The sequence below is a fragment of the Cellulomonas carbonis genome (genome assembly GCF_014636275.1).
In the GTDB taxonomy this organism is placed as follows: Bacteria; Actinomycetota; Actinomycetes; order Actinomycetales; family Cellulomonadaceae; genus Actinotalea; species Actinotalea carbonis.
Genome location: NZ_BMEB01000001.1, coordinates 716,638 through 735,370, shown reverse-complemented (window position 1 = coordinate 735,370; position 18,733 = coordinate 716,638). Strand labels below are relative to the sequence as shown.

The following is an 18,733-nucleotide window of genomic DNA, read 5'->3' as shown; positions in this document are numbered from 1 at the left end:
CGCCCGGTCCCATTCCGAACCCGGAAGCTAAGCCCTTCAGCGCCGATGGTACTGCACGGGAGACTGTGTGGGAGAGTAGGTCGCCGCCGAACACCCTTTCCTCTCGAGGGGGCCGCCCATGGGTGGCCCCCTCGAGAGTGCCAAGGGCCCTTGTGCACGAGCCGGCGCTCACGTCGGTGCAGGGCCCGCGTGGCGTGACGCAGGACACCTCGAGGCGGTTTGCCTCGAGCGGGATGGGTCACGTAACGTAGTGCAGCGCCCCACGGGGAGGAACGGACCGCAGACAGCGGGACGGTCCCCGGATTGGGTGCGAACCCCACACAAGCCGGCTGGCTTCGGTCAGCTGTGCGTGGACGTGGGTGGGCCGGCCTGGTGGTTTGACTGCGGGGTCTGGTTCGGATAAAGTGGAGAAGTTGCCTCCGGATGGGTCGGAAGACCTGGATGGATGCGCGTCCGCTCCTTGAGAACTCAACAGCGTGCCGAAAGTCGATGCCATTTGTCGTCGTGGTCGGTGGTACCTGCCGTCGGTAGGTGCTGCGGGTCGCGGTGACGTGGTTGAGACGAATGCAAATGTCAGTTGATGTCATGCATTTGATCGAGGCCAGATGATAACGGGTCCTTCGGGACCGCTTCGTGTGTCAGCTTGCCCGTGCGTTCGCGTGCGGGTGGCTTATAGACATGTACGGAGAGTTTGATCCTGGCTCAGGACGAACGCTGGCGGCGTGCTTAACACATGCAAGTCGAACGGTGATCTCGGTGCTTGCACCGGGTGATCAGTGGCGAACGGGTGAGTAACACGTGAGCAACCTGCCCCTGACTCTGGGATAACCCCGAGAAATCGGAGCTAATACCGGATACGAGACGCACGGGCATCCGTAGCGTCTGGAAAGAATTTTGGTCAGGGATGGGCTCGCGGCCTATCAGCTTGTTGGTGGGGTAACGGCCCACCAAGGCGACGACGGGTAGCCGGCCTGAGAGGGCGACCGGCCACACTGGGACTGAGACACGGCCCAGACTCCTACGGGAGGCAGCAGTGGGGAATATTGCACAATGGGCGAAAGCCTGATGCAGCGACGCCGCGTGGGGGATGAAGGCCTTCGGGTTGTAAACCCCTTTCAGCAGGGAAGAAGCGAAAGTGACGGTACCTGCAGAAGAAGCGCCGGCTAACTACGTGCCAGCAGCCGCGGTAATACGTAGGGCGCAAGCGTTGTCCGGAATTATTGGGCGTAAAGAGCTCGTAGGCGGTTTGTCGCGTCTGCTGTGAAAACCCGAGGCTCAACCTCGGGCCTGCAGTGGGTACGGGCAGACTAGAGTGCGGTAGGGGAGACTGGAATTCCTGGTGTAGCGGTGGAATGCGCAGATATCAGGAGGAACACCGATGGCGAAGGCAGGTCTCTGGGCCGCAACTGACGCTGAGGAGCGAAAGCATGGGGAGCGAACAGGATTAGATACCCTGGTAGTCCATGCCGTAAACGTTGGGCACTAGGTGTGGGGCTCATTCCACGAGTTCCGTGCCGCAGCAAACGCATTAAGTGCCCCGCCTGGGGAGTACGGCCGCAAGGCTAAAACTCAAAGGAATTGACGGGGGCCCGCACAAGCGGCGGAGCATGCGGATTAATTCGATGCAACGCGAAGAACCTTACCAAGGCTTGACATACACCGGAAACATCCAGAGATGGGTGCCCCGCAAGGTCGGTGTACAGGTGGTGCATGGTTGTCGTCAGCTCGTGTCGTGAGATGTTGGGTTAAGTCCCGCAACGAGCGCAACCCTCGTCCTATGTTGCCAGCACGTCATGGTGGGGACTCATAGGAGACTGCCGGGGTCAACTCGGAGGAAGGTGGGGATGACGTCAAATCATCATGCCCCTTATGTCTTGGGCTTCACGCATGCTACAATGGCCGGTACAAAGGGCTGCGATACCGCGAGGTGGAGCGAATCCCAAAAAGCCGGTCTCAGTTCGGATTGGGGTCTGCAACTCGACCCCATGAAGTCGGAGTCGCTAGTAATCGCAGATCAGCAACGCTGCGGTGAATACGTTCCCGGGCCTTGTACACACCGCCCGTCAAGTCACGAAAGTCGGTAACACCCGAAGCCGGTGGCCCAACCCTTGTGGAGGGAGCCGTCGAAGGTGGGACCAGCGATTGGGACTAAGTCGTAACAAGGTAGCCGTACCGGAAGGTGCGGCTGGATCACCTCCTTTCTAAGGAGCTTCTGGCGCTATGGCGTCCAGGGCCTTGCCTCGAGCGTTCGCCTCGAGGGAGGTTGCTCAAGGGTGGAACATCGACCAGTTGCGTTCGGGTACGGGCATCCCAGTACCTCCCCTCGGGGAGTGGAACCGGATCGTCCCGCTCGGGCGTTAGGCACGCTGTTGGGTCCTGAGGGAACGGGCGTCATGCCTGGACCTCGGGCCGGCCTTCGGGTCGGCTGCGTCGGACCGTTCTGACCGGATGAACCGCTCCCGTGTGGGGGTAGGCGCCGGTGCGGGGACGGGACCGCCCGTAGCTTGAGAACTGCACAGTGGACGCGAGCATCTTTTTAGTATGTCTTTGTGGTCAAGTTTTTAAGTGCATACGGTGGATGCCTTGGCACTAGGAGCCGAAGAAGGACGTTGTAGCCTGCGATAAGCCTCGGGGAGTTGGCAAACGAACCGTGATCCGAGGATGTCCGAATGGGGAAACCCGGCTGGAGTCATGTCCAGTCACCCGCGCCTGAATATATAGGGCGTGCGGAGGGAACGTGGGGAAGTGAAACATCTCAGTACCCACAGGAAGAGATATTCCGTGAGTAGTGGCGAGCGAAAGCGGAGAAGGCCAAACCGACTGCGTGTGATAGCCGGCAGGCGTTGCGTAGTCGGGGTTGTGGGACCTTTCAGGAAGTTCTGCCGAGCTTCCAGGGAGTCAGAAAGTCGCGTCATAGTCGAAGGGCATTGAAAGGCCCGGCACAGAGGGTGCTACCCCCGTAGACGAAATGGCGTGGCCTCCCGAGAGGTATCCCAAGTAGCACGGGGCCCGTGAAATCCCGTGTGAATCTGGAGAGACCACTCTCTAAGCCTAAATACTCCCTAGTGACCGATAGCGGACAAGTACCGTGAGGGAAAGGTGAAAAGTACCCCGGGAGGGGAGTGAAATAGTACCTGAAACCGTGTGCATACAATCCGTCGGAGCCTCCCTAGCAGGGGTGACGGCGTGCCTTTTGAAGAATGAGCCTGCGAGTTAGTGGTACGTGGCGAGGTTAACCCGTGAGGGGAAGCCGTAGCGAAAGCGAGTCCGAACAGGGCGATACAGTCGCGTGCTCTAGACCCGAAGCGAAGTGATCTAGCCATGGGCAGGTTGAAGCGCGGGTAAGACCGCGTGGAGGACCGAACCCACCTGGGTTGAAAACCGGGGGGATGACCTGTGGTTAGGGGTGAAAGGCCAATCAAACTTCGTGATAGCTGGTTCTCCCCGAAATGCATTTAGGTGCAGCGTCACGTGTTTCTTACCGGAGGTAGAGCTACTGGATGGCCGATGGGCCCCACCAGGTTACTGACGTCAGCCAAACTCCGAATGCCGGTAAGTGAGAGCGTGGCAGTGAGACTGCGGGGGATAAGCTCCGTAGTCGAGAGGGAAACAGCCCAGACCACCAGCTAAGGCCCCTAAGCGTGTGCTAAGTGGGAAAGGATGTGGAGTTGCACAGACAACCAGGAGGTTGGCTTAGAAGCAGCCACCCTTGAAAGAGTGCGTAATAGCTCACTGGTCAAGTGATTCCGCGCCGACAATGTAGCGGGGCTCAAGTACACCGCCGAAGCTGTGGCATTCACACAAGAGCTAGGTCTTCGGATCCAGGCGTGTGGATGGGTAGGGGAGCGTCGTGTGGCGAGTGAAGTCGCGGGGGAACCCAGCGGTGGACGCCACACGAGTGAGAATGCAGGCATGAGTAGCGAAAGACGGGTGAGAAACCCGTCCGCCGAATGACCAAGGGTTCCAGGGCCAGGCTAATCCGCCCTGGGTAAGTCGGGACCTAAGGCGAGGCCGACAGGCGTAGTCGATGGACAACGGGTTGATATTCCCGTACCGGCGAAGAACCGCCCATACCGAGCCCGGTGATGCTAAGTGCCCAAAGCCGGCGTGATCCCTTCGGGGACGTGCCGGTGGCGCGCACGACCCGATCCGGTAGTAGGTAAGCGTATTAACAGGGGTGACGCAGGAAGGTAGCCCAGCGTGGCGATGGTAGACCACGTCCAAGGTTGTAGGGCGAGATGTAGGCAAATCCGCATCTCACACAGCCTGAGAACTGATGGTGACCGCACAAGCGGGATGATTGGGTGATCCTATGCTGCCAAGAAAAGCCTCGACGCGAGGTTCTAGCCGCCCGTACCCTAAACCGACTCAGGTGGTCAGGTAGAGAATACCAAGGCGATCGAGAGAATCGTGGTTAAGGAACTCGGCAAAATGCCCCCGTAACTTCGGGAGAAGGGGGGCCTGAGGCGTGAACCCACTTGCTGGGGAAGCGTTTGAGGGCCGCAGAGACCAGGGAGAAGCGACTGTTTACTAAAAACACAGGTCCGTGCGAAGTCGCAAGACGATGTATACGGACTGACGCCTGCCCGGTGCTGGAAGGTTAAGAGGACGGGTCAGCCCTTCGGGGCGAAGCTCAGAATTTAAGCCCCAGTAAACGGCGGTGGTAACTATAACCATCCTAAGGTAGCGAAATTCCTTGTCGGGTAAGTTCCGACCTGCACGAATGGCGTAACGACTTCTCCGCTGTCTCAACCGCGAACTCGGCGAAATTGCACTACGAGTAAAGATGCTCGTTACGCGCAGCAGGACGGAAAGACCCCGGGACCTTTACTATAGCTTGGTATTGGTGTTCGGTACGGCTTGTGTAGGATAGGTGGGAGACTGTGAAGCCGGCACGCCAGTGTCGGTGGAGTCAACGTTGAAATACCACTCTGGTCGTTCTGGATGTCTAACCTCGGTCCGTGATCCGGATCAGGGACAGTGCCTGGTGGGTAGTTTAACTGGGGCGGTTGCCTCCTAAAATGTAACGGAGGCGCTCAAAGGTTCCCTCAGCCTGGTTGGCAATCAGGTGGCGAGTGCAAGTGCACAAGGGAGCTTGACTGTGAGACTGACAGGTCAAGCAGGGACGAAAGTCGGAACTAGTGATCCGGCGGTGGCTTGTGGAAGCGCCGTCGCTCAACGGATAAAAGGTACCCCGGGGATAACAGGCTGATCTTGCCCAAGAGTCCATATCGACGGCATGGTTTGGCACCTCGATGTCGGCTCGTCGCATCCTGGGGCTGGAGTAGGTCCCAAGGGTTGGGCTGTTCGCCCATTAAAGCGGTACGCGAGCTGGGTTTAGAACGTCGTGAGACAGTTCGGTCCCTATCCGCTGCGCGCGCAGGAAACTTGAGAAGGGCTGTCCCTAGTACGAGAGGACCGGGACGGACGAACCTCTGGTGTGCCAGTTGTTCCGCCAGGAGCACGGCTGGTTGGCTACGTTCGGAAGGGATAACCGCTGAAAGCATCTAAGCGGGAAGCCTGCTTCAAGATGAGGTTTCCACGGGGTTCGCCCCGAGAGGCTCCCAGCTAGACCACTGGGTGAATAGGCCGGATGTGGAAGAGAGGACCAAAGACTCTCGTAGCTGACCGGTACTAATAAGCCGATAACTTGACACACACATACTGAGCTGTGCTGTTACGCGTCCACTGTGCGGTTCCCGAGAGACGGTCGGGAACCCGACTGACAACTCGATAGAGTTACGGCGGTCATAGCGAAGGGGAAACGCCCGGTCCCATTCCGAACCCGGAAGCTAAGCCCTTCAGCGCCGATGGTACTGCACGGGAGACTGTGTGGGAGAGTAGGTCGCCGCCGAACACCCTTCAAAGAAGAGGGCCTCCGCAAGGAGGCCCTCTTCTTTTTTGTCCGGCTCACGGCGAGGGTGCGCACATCAGCGCGCTCACTCGAGGGTCGCGACGAGCCTTGTCGACGCGTTGTGCGACGATGACGTGACAGCTGAAGAGAGGACCCCCCCGTGGACGCAGAAGAGCAGAACCGCCCCGACCGACAGAGCCGGGGCGGACCGCGTCGATCCACGTCGCGCGACCGTGGCGCCGAGCCCTCGGGACGTCCGGGCAGCGAGGCCGGACGTGGGGCCGGGTCACGTCAGCAGCCGCCGTCCACCTCGCGTGGCGGCATGAGGAGAGCATCTTTCGGATCGGACCGCGGACGGTCGGACGTGGGACGTGGTCAGGGTGACCGGCCGCGCGGCGGAGGCGGTGAGCGGTCCGGTGGCGGGAGTCGGTACTCGGCCTCACGCGGTGGTGCGGACAGTGGCTGGGACGGTGCACGCGGTGCGTCGGGCTCAGGGCGTGTAGCGCGGGAGGGCGGCACCGGACGGGACGACGCGTCGCGCCGGGGGACCGGTGGCGGGGCTTCGGGACAGGGCGGTGCCGCGCGGGGCAGGTCCAGCGGCGGACCGGCGACGGCGCGCGGCGAGTGGCAGGAGCGCCCGGCTCGGAGCGCACCACCGAACGCCAACCGGCGCGGCGGCGCGGAGCGCGGTCGGGAGTCGGCGGGCTCGGGCCGGTCGGACGGGTCGGGCGTGCGCCGACAGGAGGATGCGTCTCGTGGCGGTCGGGCAGCCTGGGGACCGGCCTCGTCGCGCGGAGCCGGTGCTCCCGGGGGCGGCTCGTCGCGCGGCGTCAGCGGCCGTGGCCCGGAGCGGGAAGGTCGGGGGAGCGGTGCGTCGTCGACGGCTCGAGGAGGAGACGGTGCCGTGCGGCGCCCGAGCGGCGTGGACGACCGGCGGGCCGGTGGAGCGGCAGGTCCTGGCGGTCGCCGCTACGGATCCGGTCCGGCTGCTCCAGGGACGAGGCCCACGCGCGACGCTGGAGGCGCGGGCCGCGGTGCGCCCGCCGGACCTGCGCGCTCCGAGTGGGGCCGCCCCGGCGTCGGTGACCGGCCGGTCCGACCGCAGCGTGCCGTCGACAACGAGGCCGCTCCCGCGGCGCCGGCGCTCCCGGACGACGTGGTCGCCGCGGACCTCGACCGCGCCGCGCGCTCTCGCCTGCGCACCCTGAGCAAGGACAACGCCGACGGTGTCGCGCGTCACCTCGTGATGGCCGGTCGGCTGCTGGAGACGGACCCGGAGGCCGCCTACGCGCATGCCCAGGCGGCGGTGCGCCGTGCAGGCCGCGTGGACGTCGTGCGCGAGGCCGCAGCGCTCACCGCGTACCACTCGGGGCGGTACGCGGAGGCGCTCCGCGAGCTGCGCACGGTGCGGCGCCTCAACGGGAGCGACGAGCACCTGCCCCTCATGGCCGACTGCGAGCGGGGTCTGGGACGGCCGGAGCGCGCGATCGCGATGGCGTCGGAGGACGCCGTTCGCGCGCTGCCGGTCGACCTCCAGGTGGAGCTCGCGATCGTCGTCAGCGGTGCGCGGCTCGACCTCGCGGACCCTGAGGCGGCTGTTGCCGTGTTGCGGACGCCCATCGCCCGGGCTGCTGAGGGGGCCCTCCGGCTGCGTGTGGACGAGGCGCTCGCCGACGCGCTGGAGGCCTCCGGCCGCGCAGAGGAGGCAGCGACGCTTCGCCAGACGCTGCCGGCCGCGCCCGAGCCCGACGAGGACGTGGTCGTGTTCGATCTCGAGGAGGCCGACGACGCGACGAGCGGCGAGGAAGCGGACGACGCCGTGCGCGAACCCTCCTCGGACGACGGCGCTGGTCGCGAAGGCTGGGAACCCGCCCCCGTGAAGGAGCTCGGTGAGCGGGGGGCGAGCGGCGACGTCGAGCCCGACGCCGCCGAGGCGGACGAGGTGGGGCCGGGTGCGGGCGGCGACGAGGGTGTGTCCGCACCCGTCGGCGAGGAGCCCGGGTCCACCGATGAGGCCGACCTCCCCGCCGCTGACCTGCCCGACCAGGCGACCGACGGCGACGACGCCACGACCGAGGAGCGGTGATGCTGCACTCGACCACGAAGGCCCTCGCCCTCGAGCACGACCTCGCTCTCGTCGACCTCGACGGGGTGGCCTACCGCGGGCACGACCCGATCGAGCACGCGGCGGAGAGCCTGGTCGCGGCACGTGACGCCGGTCTCGGGCTCCTCTTCGTCACCAACAACGCGTCCCGTGAGCCCGAGTCGGTCGCCGACCAGCTCACGGGCCTCGGGATCCCGACATCGGCTGACGAGGTCATGACCGCGGCGCAGGCGGCGGCGGCGTTGCTCCGCACCCGGCTCGAGCCGGGTGCGAGCGTGCTCGTCGTCGGGGGGGCAGGGCTGGTCACCGCCGTCGAGGCGGCCGGCTTCCGGGTCGTGACGTCCGCGGACGACGCGCCCGACGCCGTCGCGCAGGGCTTCGCGCCCGACCTCGGCTGGAAGGACCTCGCCGAGGCGGCGTACGCCGTCCAGCGGGGGGCCTGGTACGTCGCGAGCAATCTCGACCTCTCGCTCCCGACCGAGCGGGGGTTCGCCCCGGGCAACGGCTCGCTCGTCGGTGCGGTCAGGGCCGCGACCGGGGTCGTGCCCGCGAGCGCGGGCAAGCCCGAGCCGGAGATGTTCCATCTCGCTGCGCGCCGTCGCGGCGCCAGCCGCCCGCTCGTCATCGGGGACCGCCTGGACACGGACCTGGCGGGCGCGCGCGCCGCCGACTTCCCGGGCCTGCACGTCTTCACGGGGGTGAGCACGCCGAGGGACGCCGTCCTGGCTGCGCGCCACGAGCGCCCGAGCTATGTCGGCGCGGACCTCCGGTCGCTGCTCGAGACGCACCCTGCGGTGCAGCGGCACGACGAGTGGTGGACGTGCCGTGCGGCGTCGGCCCGGGTCGCCCGCGGTCGGCTCGAGGTCACTGGTGAGGGGCTGGTCGACGTCGTGCGTGCCGCGTGCGCGGCCGCGTGGGACGCCGTCGACTCGGGTGACCGGCTCGACGCCGACACGGTCCCCGACCTCTCGGTCGTGGACGACTGAGGGCAGACCCCGCCATGGGCCGACGCGCCTGTGCGCGGCCGCGTCGCGCCGCGGCGGTCGGGGTAGCGTGGCCTGCGGACCGGCAGCGGTGCCGACATGGACGAGAGGAGATGTCGTGACGGGAACCGAGCCGGGATGGACGTCAGGCGACGACGCCGTCGACGAGGCCATGACGGTCCTGGACGGGCTCGAGGACCGGCCGGTCCGTGAGCACGTCGCGGTCTTCGACGCCCTGCACGGCGCGCTGTCCGACCGGCTCGCCGACGGCCGCGGATGACGACGGTCACCATGCACGAACGGCTCGACGGCGCGCTCGTCCGCCGCGGGCTCGCGCGCTCGCGCACGCGGGCTGCCGAGCTCGTCCACGACGGCGTCGTGCGCGTCGACGGACGCCCGGCGCGCAAGCCGTCCCAGCCGGTGTCCGGCGAGCAGAGCCTCGAGGTCCTCGCCGAGGACCGCTACGTCTCCCGCGGGGCGCACAAGCTCGTCGGCGCGCTCGACGACGTCGACGCCCTCGCGCCCGGCGCGCTCGTGGTCCTCGAGAGGTCGTGCCTGGACGTCGGCGCGTCGACCGGGGGGTTCACCCAGGTGCTGCTCGAGCGGGGGGCAGCGCACGTCCGCGCGGTGGACGTCGGCCACGGACAGCTCGACCCGTCGCTGCTGCGCGACCCCCGCGTGACGTGCGTCGAGGGCGTCAACGCGCGTGACCTCGCGCCGTCGGGCGCCACCGAGGCGGGGCACGGATCTCCGGCTGGTCCGATCGCCCCGGCAGCGACGCGAGGATCCCAGGCGGCCGAGGACGGCGCGGAGCCTGCCGAGCGCGTCGACGCGCCGACGCTCGTCGTCGCCGACCTGTCGTTCATCTCGCTGACGCTCGTCGTCGCACCCGTCGTGCGCGCCGCCGCTCCCGGGGCCGATCTCCTGCTCATGGTCAAGCCCCAGTTCGAGGTGGGGCGCGAGCGGCTCGGGCGAGGCGGCGTGGTGGCCGACCCCCGTCTGCGGGTCGGCGCCGTCACCGACGTCGCGCGTGCGCTCGAGGCGGAGGGCGCCGCCGTCCTGGCGGTGCTGCCCAGCCGGCTGCCCGGGGAGCACGGCAACCTCGAGTACTTCCTCTGGGCACGCGTCGGCGGACGGTCCACATCAGCCGACGCGGTCGAGCGCTCCGTGGCCACGGCCGTCCGCGGTGCCCGCCCCGTCCTCGTCGGAGGGGCCCCGTGACGGCGTCGGCGGTCCTCGTCGTGACGCACAGCGGCCGACCCGAGGCGGTCGCGGCCGCAGCCGAGGCCGTCCGAGCGCTCGGCCGGGTCGGGCTCAAGGCGGTCACCGAGGACGACGGGTGCTCGCCGGACGACCTGCTCATGGCCCTCGTCCTCGGCGGTGACGGCACGATCCTCCGTGCGGCCGAGATGACGAGGGGCACGCGCGTGCCCCTGCTCGGCGTCAACCTCGGCCACGTCGGGTTCCTCGCGGAGAGCGAGCGCGAGGGGATCGACGAGGCGGTGCGGCGTATCGCGGACGGCCTGTACGACGTCGAGGAGCGCCGGACCATCGAGGTCCGTGTGATGCGGCCGCACGACGAGGTCGAGACCGGGTGGGCACTCAACGAGGCGACCCTCGAGAAGGCCGACCGGGCGCGGATGGTCGAGGTCGTCGTCGAGGTCGACGGGCGGCCGCTGTCGTCGTTCGGCTGCGACGGCGTGGTCCTCGCCACCGCGACAGGGTCGACCGCGCACGCGTTCTCGGCGGGCGGACCGGTGGTCTGGCCCGACGTCGACGCGATGCTGCTCGTCCCTCTCTCCGCGCACGCGCTCTTCGCCCGACCGCTCGTCGTCGGGCCGTCCTCCGTGCTCGCCGTCGAGATCCTCACGCGGTCCGGGACGGCCGGTGTGCTGGTGTGCGACGGCCGGCGGACCATCGACCTGCCCGTGGGGACCCGGGTCGAGGTGCGACGCGCCGAGGAGCCCGTCCGCCTCGCCCGGCTGAGCCACGCGCCCTTCACCGACCGGCTCGTGTCGCGTTTCGCGCTGCCCGTCGCCGGGTGGCGAGGGCGCGCGGCCGACGGCCACGGCGCGCCCGCGAGGGAGTTGGGGCGCGGGTGATCGAGGAGATCCGGATCGAGGACCTGGGCGTCATCGGCACGGCGCACGTCCCGCTCTCGCCGGGGCTCACCGCCATCACCGGCGAGACCGGCGCGGGCAAGACCATGGTGCTCACGGGGCTCGGGCTCCTGCTCGGTCGCCGGGCAGATGCGGCCGCGGTCCGGACCGGCTCGACGCAGGCGACAGCCGAGGGGTGCTTCGTGGTGGACCCCGCGTCCGCCGTCGCCGAGCGGGCGCGCGAGGCGGGAGCGCGGCTCGACGACGACGGCACGCTGGTCGCCGTGCGCACCGTCGCCGCGGCCGGCCGCTCGCGGGCGTTCCTCGGCGGCCGGTCGGTGCCGCAGGCCGTGCTCGCCGAGATCGCGGAGGAGCTCGTCACCGTCCACGGCCAGTCGGACCAGGCCCGCCTGCGGTCCCCGCGCCACCAGCGACAGGCGCTCGACGCGTTCGCCGGGCCGGAGCACCTCGCCGTCCTCGAGGCGTACCGCTCCGCCTGGGCCGAGCGGCAGGAGCTCCGGGCCGAGCTCGACGACCTGGTCCTGCACGCCCAGGAGCGGGCGCACGAGGCCGACCTGCTCCGGATCGGCCTGGCCGAGGTCGAGCGCGTCGACCCCCAGCCCGGCGAGGACCTGGAGCTGGCGGTCGAGGCCGACCGGCTCGGTCACGTCGAGGACCTGCGGACGGCGATCGTCACCGCCAGGCTCGCCCTCGCCGGTGACGACGACGGCTCGACGGCCGGTGCCGTGAGGGACGTCGACCACGCGCGTCGCGCGCTCGAGCAGGTCGCCGAGCACGACCCCGCACTCGCGGCACTCGTCACGCGCGTCGCGGAGGTCGGCTACCTGCTCGACGAGCTGCTCGCTGACCTCGGTGGCTACGCCCAGGACCTCGCCTCCGACCCCGTGCGGCTCGACGCCGTCCAGGCCCGCCGGGCCGAGCTCACCGCCCTCGCCCGCGCGCACGGCGGGACCGTCGACGCGGTGCTCGAGTGGGCACGCAGCTCCGGCCTGCGCCTGCTCGACCTCGACGGCACGGGCGACCGGACGGATGCCGTGCGGGCCGCGCTCGATGCCGCCGAGGACCGCCTGAGCTCCCTCGCGTCGCAGGTCAGCGCCGCACGCACCGACGCCGCCGCGCGGCTCGCGGAGGCGGTCACGGAGGAGCTGGGCGGTCTCGCGATGGCGGGTGCCCGGCTCGAGGTCGCCCTCACGCCGGGCGACGCCCTCGGGCCGTGGGGTGCCGAGGAGGTCGAGATGCTGCTCGTGCCGCACGCGGGCGCCCCCGCCCGGCCGCTCGGCCAGGGCGCCTCCGGGGGCGAGCTCTCGCGGGTGATGCTCGCGATCGAGGTGGCGCTCGCGACCTCGCCCGCCTCGGGGGCGGCGACCCCGCCCACGTTCGTGTTCGACGAGGTCGACGCGGGCGTCGGCGGGCGTGCCGCCGTCGAGGTCGGGCGCCGCCTCGCCGAGCTCGCACGGCAGTGCCAGGTGGTCGTCGTGACGCACCTCGCGCAGGTCGCGGCCTTCGCGGACAGCCACCTCGTCGTCTCCAAGTCGCGCGCAGGTGAGGTCGACGTCGTGACGGTCTCGGACGTCCGCGAGGTCGCCGGCGACGAGCGGGTCGCGGAGCTGGCGCGGATGCTCTCGGGGCAGGAGGACTCGACCGCCGCGCTCGAGCACGCGGCTGAGCTCCTCGAGCGCTCGTCCGTGGGACGATGACCGGCGATGAGCCCGATCAGACGACTCCGACGTGACACGTCGGTCACAGAACCAGGCCTGCACGGGGCCGTCCGTGTCGACCCGCGCACCAAGAACCTGACCAAGCGGCTGCGGCCAGGCGAGATCGCCGTGATCGACCACCTCGACATCGACCGCGTGTCGGCCGAGGCGCTCGTGGCGTGCCGGCCGGTCGCGGTGCTCAACGCCGCGCGCAGCACGTCCGGGCGGTACCCCAACCTCGGTCCCGAGATCCTCGTCGAGGCCGGGGTCACCCTCGTGGACGACCTCGGGCCCGACGTGCTGAGCCTCGTCGAGGGGCACCAGGTCCGGGTCGTCGACGGCGCGGTGTACGACGGCGCCACCCTCGTCGCCGAGGGGACGGTCCAGGACGCGTCGACCGTCGCGGCGGCCATGGAGGAGGCGCGTGCCGGCCTCGCCGTCCAGCTCGAGGCGTTCGCCGCGAACACCATGGACTACCTCCGCAGGGAGCGTGAGCTCCTCCTGGACGGCGTCGGTGTCCCGGACGTGCGCACCGTGATCGACGGCCGTCAGGTGCTCATCGTCGTCCGCGGGTACCACTACAAGGAGGACCTCGTGGTCCTCCGGCCCTACATCAAGGAGTACCGCCCGGTGCTCGTCGGCGTCGACGGCGGTGCCGACGCGATCCTCGAGGCGGGCTGGACGCCGGACATGATCGTGGGCGACATGGACTCGGTGTCCGACCGAGCCCTGCGGTGCGGTGCCGAGATCGTCGTCCACGCCTACCGGGACGGCCGTGCGCCCGGCGTCGACCGCGTCCGCAAGCTGGGCATCGACCCGGTCGTGTTCCCCGCCACCGGCACGAGCGAGGACGTCGCCATGCTGCTCGCGGACGACAAGGGCGCCGAGCTCATCGTGGCCGTCGGGACGCACGCCACGCTCGTCGAGTTCCTCGACAAGGGACGGTCGGGCATGGCGAGCACGTTCCTCACGCGCCTGCGCGTCGGCGGCAAGCTCATCGACGCCAAGGGCGTCTCGCGCCTGTACCGCCACCGGATCAGCACGTGGCAGCTCGTGCTGCTCGTCCTGGCCGGACTCTTCGCCCTCGGCGTCGCCCTGGCCTCGACGGCCGCCGGGCAGACGCTGTTCGGACTGTTCATGGCACGCCTGGACGACCTCTGGTCGTGGCTGCACACCCTGCTGGGCGGAGGCGTCGGATGACGCGCTGCGCCGACGACCGAGAGACCGCATCGTGATCGACTTCCGTTACCACCTCGTCTCGCTCATCTCCGTCTTCCTCGCGCTCGCCGTCGGCATCGCGCTGGGGGCCGGACCGCTCAAGGAGTCCATCGGCGACACCTTGACCGGTCAGGTCGACCAGCTGCGCACCGAGCGCGCGGAGCTGCGGGCGGACCTCGAGACGACGCAGGCCGACCTCGCGCGCGCCGGTGACGCGCTCGACGCCGTCGCCGACGACCTGCTCGCCGACGTCCTCGGCGACCGGCGCGTCGCGATCGTCCAGATCGGCGAGGTCGAGCCCGAGGTCCGGGACGCCGTCGTGGCCCGGCTGGAGCAGGCCGACGGCTCGGTCTCCGCCGTCGTGCAGGTCACCGACGCGTGGACCGACCCCGAGCGGCTCGCGTTCCGGCAGTCGCTGGCGGGTCAGCTCGTGGAGTACCTCGAGCCGAGGCCCGCGGACGACGCCGGGACGGGGACCGAGCTCGCCGAGGCCCTCGCGCAGGGCCTCACGACCGCTCGAACCGAGGACCCCGACGCCCTCTCGGAGTCGGCGAGCATCGCGCTCGAGCTGCTGCGTGAGGGCGAGCTCGTGACCGTCGAGGGTGAGGTCGACGCACCCGCCGACGCCGTCGTCGTGCTCGCCGGGCCCGCCGTCGACGCCGTCGACGCGCAGGACGAGGAGCAGCGCCTCGAGTCCGCCGCCCCCGAGGTCGCGGAGGAGGAGGCGGAGCGCATCGACGCCCTTCTGGGCGCCGCGAGCCAGATCGGCGTCGCCGTCCAGCAGCGCTCCGCGGGGGCCGTCGTCGCTGGCGGTGACCTGGTCGAGCCGAGCCTCGTGCAGCGGATCCGGGAGACCGACGCGAGCGCCCGGACCGTGAGCACGGTCGAGTCCGTCCAGCGGGTGTCGGGTCAGGTCGCCGTCCCGCTCGCCCTGGCCGCGCGGATCAGCGGCACGGTGGGGCACTACGGGTCGAGCGAGGGCGCGGACGCCGTCATGCCCGACCGGGTCGTCCTCGAGCCGGTCCAGCGGACCGTGGAGGTCCCCGGGACCCCGGCGGACGGTGCGCCCGCCGACGGTGCGCCGGCGGACGGAGCGCCGGCGGACGGTGCGCCCGCCGCCGGGACGGACGGCGACGCGACGACGAGCGAGGGCTGAGCCGTGGTCCGCGACGTCCTGCGCGCGGGCACCGCCGCGGCCGCGGTGACGTGGGCCGCGCGGAGGGGTGCGGAGCGCGCGCCCGTGGCGCGGAGCGCGCGGTGGACACGGGTCAACCACCGGGGTGCCCCGATCTCGCTCCTCGAGGGGCCCGCCGTCGCAGCGGGCCTCCTCGCGTCAGCCGCCGTCGTGGGCGGCCGGACCGGTGCCGCGTGCGGGGTCGCCGCGGCCGGCGCGGCGGCGTTCGGTCTCCTCGACGACCTGTCGGAGGACGTGAGCCGCACGCGCAAGGGTCTCCGCGGCCACCTCGGGGCGCTCGCGCACGGCGAGGTGACGACCGGCGCGCTCAAGGTCCTCGGGATCGGCGCGACCTCCGTCGTCGCCGCGGCGCTCCTGCCACGCCGCGCCACCGGGCTCGCCGGCGCCGTCGGCGACGCGCTCAGCTCAGGTGCCCTCGTCGCCGCGTCCGCCAACCTCGTGAACCTCCTCGACCTGCGACCCGGCCGGGCCCTCAAGGCGGCGACCATCGCGGCCGCCCCGCTGCTCCTCGGACCCGCGGCGCCGATCGGTGGTGCCGTCGTCGGCGGCGCCCTGGCGGCGCTCCCCGCGGACCTCGCCGAGCGCGACATGCTCGGGGACGGCGGAGCGAACGCGCTCGGCGCCGCCCTCGGCGTCGGCGCCGCCGCGGCTCTCCCGCGCGCGGGACGGCTCGCGCTCCTCGCCGGCGTCGTGGGCCTGACGCTCGCGAGCGAGCGCGTCAGCTTCACCGAGGTCATCGCGAGGACGCCGGTGCTGCGCGAGCTCGACGCGTGGGGCCGACGCTGACCCCGGCGTCCCGCTCGTGGGCGCGGGGGCTGGTCGGGGCCGCCGCCGTCATCGCGCTCGTCACCGTCGCCAGCCGCGTCGCGGGCTTCGCCCGCAGCGTCGTCCAGAGCGACGCCGTCGGCGCGACCGGCCTGGGCGCCGTCTACAACTCGGCCAACATGCTCCCGAACGTGCTGTTCGAGGTCGTCGCCGGGGGAGCGTTGGCCGGCGCCGTCGTCCCGCTGCTCGCCGCGCCGCTCGCACGCCGGGTCGGTGCGGACGTCGACCGCATCGCGTCCGCGCTGCTGGGCTGGGCGCTCGTCGTCCTCGTGCCGCTCGCGGCGGTGCTCGCACTCCTCGCGCGCCCGATCGCGTCACTCGTCCTGCAGAGCTCCGACACCGCGCGCGTCGCGCTCGCGGCTGACTTCCTCGTCGCGTTCGCACCCCAGGTGCCCCTGTACGGGATCGGTGTCGTCCTCACGGGTGTGCTGCAGGCCCACCGGCGCTTCGTCGCGCCGGCGGCCGCGCCCCTGCTGTCCAGCGCCGTCGTCATCGGCGTCTTCGCCGTGTTCGACCGCATGGTGCTGGACCCCGGCGACCTCGACTCCGTGTCGGCGTCCGAGGCGGCGCTGCTCGCGTGGGGGACGACCGCCGGCGTCGCGGCCCTGAGCCTGCCGCTGCTGTGGCCCGTGCACCGGTGCGGCGTGCGCCTCCGTCCGACCCTGACGTTCCCGCCGGGGGTCGCGCGTCGAGCGAGGGCCCTCGCCGGCGCGGGGGTCGGTGCGCTGCTGGCGCAGCAGGCCAGCGTCCTCGCCGCCCTGCTCCTCGCGAACCGGTACGGGGGTGACGCCTACGCGGTCGTGCCGCTCCTGCAGGCCGTGTACGTGCTCCCGTACGCGGTGCTCGCGGTCCCTCTCGCGACGGCTGCCTTCCCGCGGCTCGCCGAGCGCGCGAGCCAGGACGACCGAACCGGCTTCGCGCGTCTCGCGTCGACGACGACGCGCGGGGTACTGGTCGTGGCGGCGCTCGGCGCGACCGTGCTCGTGGCCGCCGCCCCCGCGGTCGAGCAGTTCTTCCGTCTCTACGGCGAGGGCGACTTCACCGGCATGGGGGCCGGCCTCGCGTGGACCGCGCCCGGGCTCGTGGGCTTCGCGCTCGTGCTCCACCTGTCGCGCACGCTCTACGCGCTCGAGCGAGGGCGTGCCGCGATGGTCGCGACCGTCTCCGGGTGGCTCGTGGTCGTCGGCGTCGCGGTCCTCGTCGTCCCCGCTCTGGCAGGGGCGTCCGCCGACCAGCCGGCCACGCTGGTCGGGCTCGGCGTCGCCAACACCGCTGGGATGGCGGTCGCCGGGATCGGCCTGCTCGTCGCGGTCTCGCGCTCGGCCGGGCGGTCCGCCGTGCACGGTGTCGTGCGGACGGCTGCGGTCCTCCTCGTCGGGGGCGTGGGCGGCGGCCTCGCGGGGCGCGTCGTCGGGGACCAGGTGCTGCGCCGTGAGGGCGAGGGGATCGGCGAGGCCGTCGCCGCAGGGACCCTCGCAGCGGTCGCCGCCGGCGTCGTCGTCGTCGCGCTGGCCCTGCTCGTCGACCGCCACTCCGTCCTCGCGGTGCTGCGCCGCACCCGGCCCGCCGAGGGGCGGGCCCGACCGGTCCCGGAGGCCCGATGACCACGACCGACGCGTTCCGTGTGCTCCAGGTGCTCGGGTCGAGTGCCGGCGGCGTCGCCCGCCACGTCGCGCAGCTCGCCGACGCGGGCTCGACCAGAGGCTGGCGCGTCGTCGTCGCCGGCCCGACGGGGGTGCGCGACGCCGTCGCACCGCGCGGCGGGCCGCCGTTCGCCCCCGTCGAGATCACCGACCGACCCGGCCGCGGCGACGTCGGCTCCGTCCGGAGGCTGCGCCGGCTGGCCGTGGGGGCGGACGTGGTCCACGCCCACGGCCTGCGCGCCGGTGCGCTCGTCGTGCTCGCGGTCCAGGGGCTGCGGAGGCGACCACGGGTCGTCGTCACGCTGCACAACCTGCCCGTGGGCTCGCGTCTCGTCCGGGCGACGGCACAGGTCCTGTGGACGGTCGTGGGTCGGGGCGCGGACGTCGTGCTGGGGGTGTCGGGCGACCTCGTGGCGCTCGCGAGGGCGCACGGCGCCCGCCGTGCGGAGCGCGCCCTGGTCCCCGCCCCTCCGCTGCGTCCCGCGGCTCCTCGCGCGAGCACGCGCGCCGCTCTCGGCGTGGGCGAGGACACGAACCTGCTCGTCACCGTCGCGCGCCTCGCCCCGCAGAAGGGCCTCGACGTGCTCTGCGACGCGGCCGGAGCCCTGGACCTGCCGGACGTCCTGTGGCTGGTCGCCGGTGACGGGCCACTCGAGGCCGAGGTCGCGAGCCGGGTCGCGGCGGAGCGCCTGCCCGTGCGGCTCCTGGGACGGCGCAGCGACGTCGCGGACCTCGTCGCTGCGGCCGACGTGGTGGTGAGCACCGCGCGCTGGGAGGGCCAGCCGCTCAACGTCCAGGAGGCGCTCGCGCTCGGGGCGCCGCTGGTCGCCACCGACGTCGGCGGCACCGCCGAGGTGACCGGGAACGCCGCGGTGCTGGTCCCGCCCGACGGCGGCGCCGTCGCCGCGGCGGTCCGCTCGCTCCTCGCCGACGACGACGCCCGGGCGGGGCTCGGGCGTGCGGCGGCGCAGCGGGCGACGACGCTGCCGGACCTCGCCGCGGTCCTCGACCAGCTCGACCGCGTGTACCGCACGGGTGAGGCGGGGCCCGCGTGGACGTCGGTGCGGTCGTGACGTCGGGCGGCGGTGGTCGGG

At 70.8% G+C, this 18,733-nt stretch carries 11 protein-coding genes, 3 rRNA genes and 1 other annotated feature; all 14 genes read left to right on the top strand.

Annotated features, from left to right (window positions below; all coding sequences use genetic code 11):
* Positions 1 to 82, top strand: a sequence feature (5S ribosomal RNA rRNA prediction is too short).
* Positions 83 to 679: 597 nt separating this feature from the next.
* The 14 genes from IEV86_RS03385 to IEV86_RS03320 all read left to right on the top strand — a co-directional run bounded on the left by IEV86_RS03385 (position 680) and on the right by IEV86_RS03320 (position 18,712).
* Positions 680 to 2,201: ribosomal RNA gene (locus tag IEV86_RS03385) — 16S ribosomal RNA — on the top strand.
* A gap of 350 nt (positions 2,202 to 2,551) precedes the next feature.
* A 23S ribosomal RNA gene (locus IEV86_RS03380) occupies positions 2,552 to 5,658 on the top strand.
* An 82-nt stretch (positions 5,659 to 5,740) separates the two neighbouring features.
* Positions 5,741 to 5,857 (top strand): 5S ribosomal RNA (gene rrf, locus IEV86_RS03375).
* Together the 16S, 23S and 5S rRNA genes form the textbook arrangement of a ribosomal RNA operon.
* Positions 5,858 to 7,010: 1,153 nt before the next feature.
* Complete coding sequence (locus IEV86_RS03370) at positions 7,011 to 7,940, top strand: ICP22 family protein (RefSeq protein ID WP_188484541.1); 930 nt, start codon at positions 7,011 to 7,013, stop codon at positions 7,938 to 7,940.
* Positions 7,940 to 8,944, top strand: coding sequence for an HAD-IIA family hydrolase (locus IEV86_RS03365; RefSeq protein WP_043603040.1), 1,005 nt, complete (start codon positions 7,940 to 7,942; stop codon positions 8,942 to 8,944). Before IEV86_RS03370 ends, IEV86_RS03365 begins: the two co-directional genes overlap by 1 nt.
* A 115-nt stretch (positions 8,945 to 9,059) precedes the next feature.
* The gene (locus tag IEV86_RS03360; RefSeq protein ID WP_188484540.1) at positions 9,060 to 9,221 is read left to right on the top strand and encodes a hypothetical protein; all 162 of its coding nucleotides are present in this window, start codon (positions 9,060 to 9,062) and stop codon (positions 9,219 to 9,221) included.
* A complete protein-coding gene (locus IEV86_RS03355; protein ID WP_229734448.1) occupies positions 9,218 to 10,162 on the top strand; it encodes a TlyA family RNA methyltransferase in 945 nt (314 codons plus the stop codon). Before IEV86_RS03360 ends, IEV86_RS03355 begins: the two co-directional genes overlap by 4 nt.
* On the top strand, positions 10,159 to 11,043 hold the full coding sequence (locus IEV86_RS03350; RefSeq protein WP_043602967.1) for an NAD kinase: 885 nt from the start codon (positions 10,159 to 10,161) through the stop codon (positions 11,041 to 11,043). The genes IEV86_RS03355 and IEV86_RS03350 overlap by 4 nt, the downstream gene beginning before the upstream one ends.
* Positions 11,040 to 12,758: a DNA repair protein RecN gene (recN, locus tag IEV86_RS03345; protein WP_043602966.1), complete on the top strand. Its 1,719-nt coding sequence runs from the start codon at positions 11,040 to 11,042 to the stop codon at positions 12,756 to 12,758. Before IEV86_RS03350 ends, recN begins: the two co-directional genes overlap by 4 nt.
* Before the next feature lie 6 nt (positions 12,759 to 12,764).
* Positions 12,765 to 13,958: a putative cytokinetic ring protein SteA gene (gene steA / locus IEV86_RS03340; protein ID WP_043602963.1), complete on the top strand. Its 1,194-nt coding sequence runs from the start codon at positions 12,765 to 12,767 to the stop codon at positions 13,956 to 13,958.
* A 31-nt stretch (positions 13,959 to 13,989) separates the two neighbouring features.
* Positions 13,990 to 15,132 (top strand): copper transporter, encoded by a 1,143-nt coding sequence (locus IEV86_RS03335; RefSeq protein WP_081978486.1) that lies wholly within the window; start codon positions 13,990 to 13,992, stop codon positions 15,130 to 15,132.
* Positions 15,133 to 15,135: 3 nt separating this feature from the next.
* Positions 15,136 to 15,957 (top strand): hypothetical protein, encoded by an 822-nt coding sequence (locus IEV86_RS03330; RefSeq protein ID WP_043602962.1) that lies wholly within the window; start codon positions 15,136 to 15,138, stop codon positions 15,955 to 15,957.
* Positions 15,942 to 17,600 carry a murein biosynthesis integral membrane protein MurJ gene (gene murJ / locus IEV86_RS03325; RefSeq protein ID WP_081978485.1) on the top strand — a complete coding sequence of 553 codons (1,659 nt, stop codon included), beginning with the start codon at positions 15,942 to 15,944 and terminating at the stop codon, positions 17,598 to 17,600. Before IEV86_RS03330 ends, murJ begins: the two co-directional genes overlap by 16 nt.
* Complete coding sequence (locus tag IEV86_RS03320; protein WP_052425861.1) at positions 17,597 to 18,712, top strand: glycosyltransferase family 4 protein; 1,116 nt, start codon at positions 17,597 to 17,599, stop codon at positions 18,710 to 18,712. The genes murJ and IEV86_RS03320 overlap by 4 nt, the downstream gene beginning before the upstream one ends.
* The last annotated feature ends 21 nt before the right edge of the window (positions 18,713 to 18,733 follow it).

Bases quoted from the DNA above. Each gene is read 5' to 3' on its own strand.
- IEV86_RS03365 (WP_043603040.1), top strand. From the start codon at position 7,940: ATGCTGCACTCGACCACGAAGGCCCTCGCCCTCGAGCACGACCTCGCT.
- IEV86_RS03355 (WP_229734448.1), top strand. From the start codon at position 9,218: ATGACGACGGTCACCATGCACGAACGGCTCGACGGCGCGCTCGTCCGC.
- steA (WP_043602963.1), top strand. From the start codon at position 12,765: ATGAGCCCGATCAGACGACTCCGACGTGACACGTCGGTCACAGAACCA.
- IEV86_RS03320 (WP_052425861.1), top strand. From the start codon at position 17,597: ATGACCACGACCGACGCGTTCCGTGTGCTCCAGGTGCTCGGGTCGAGT.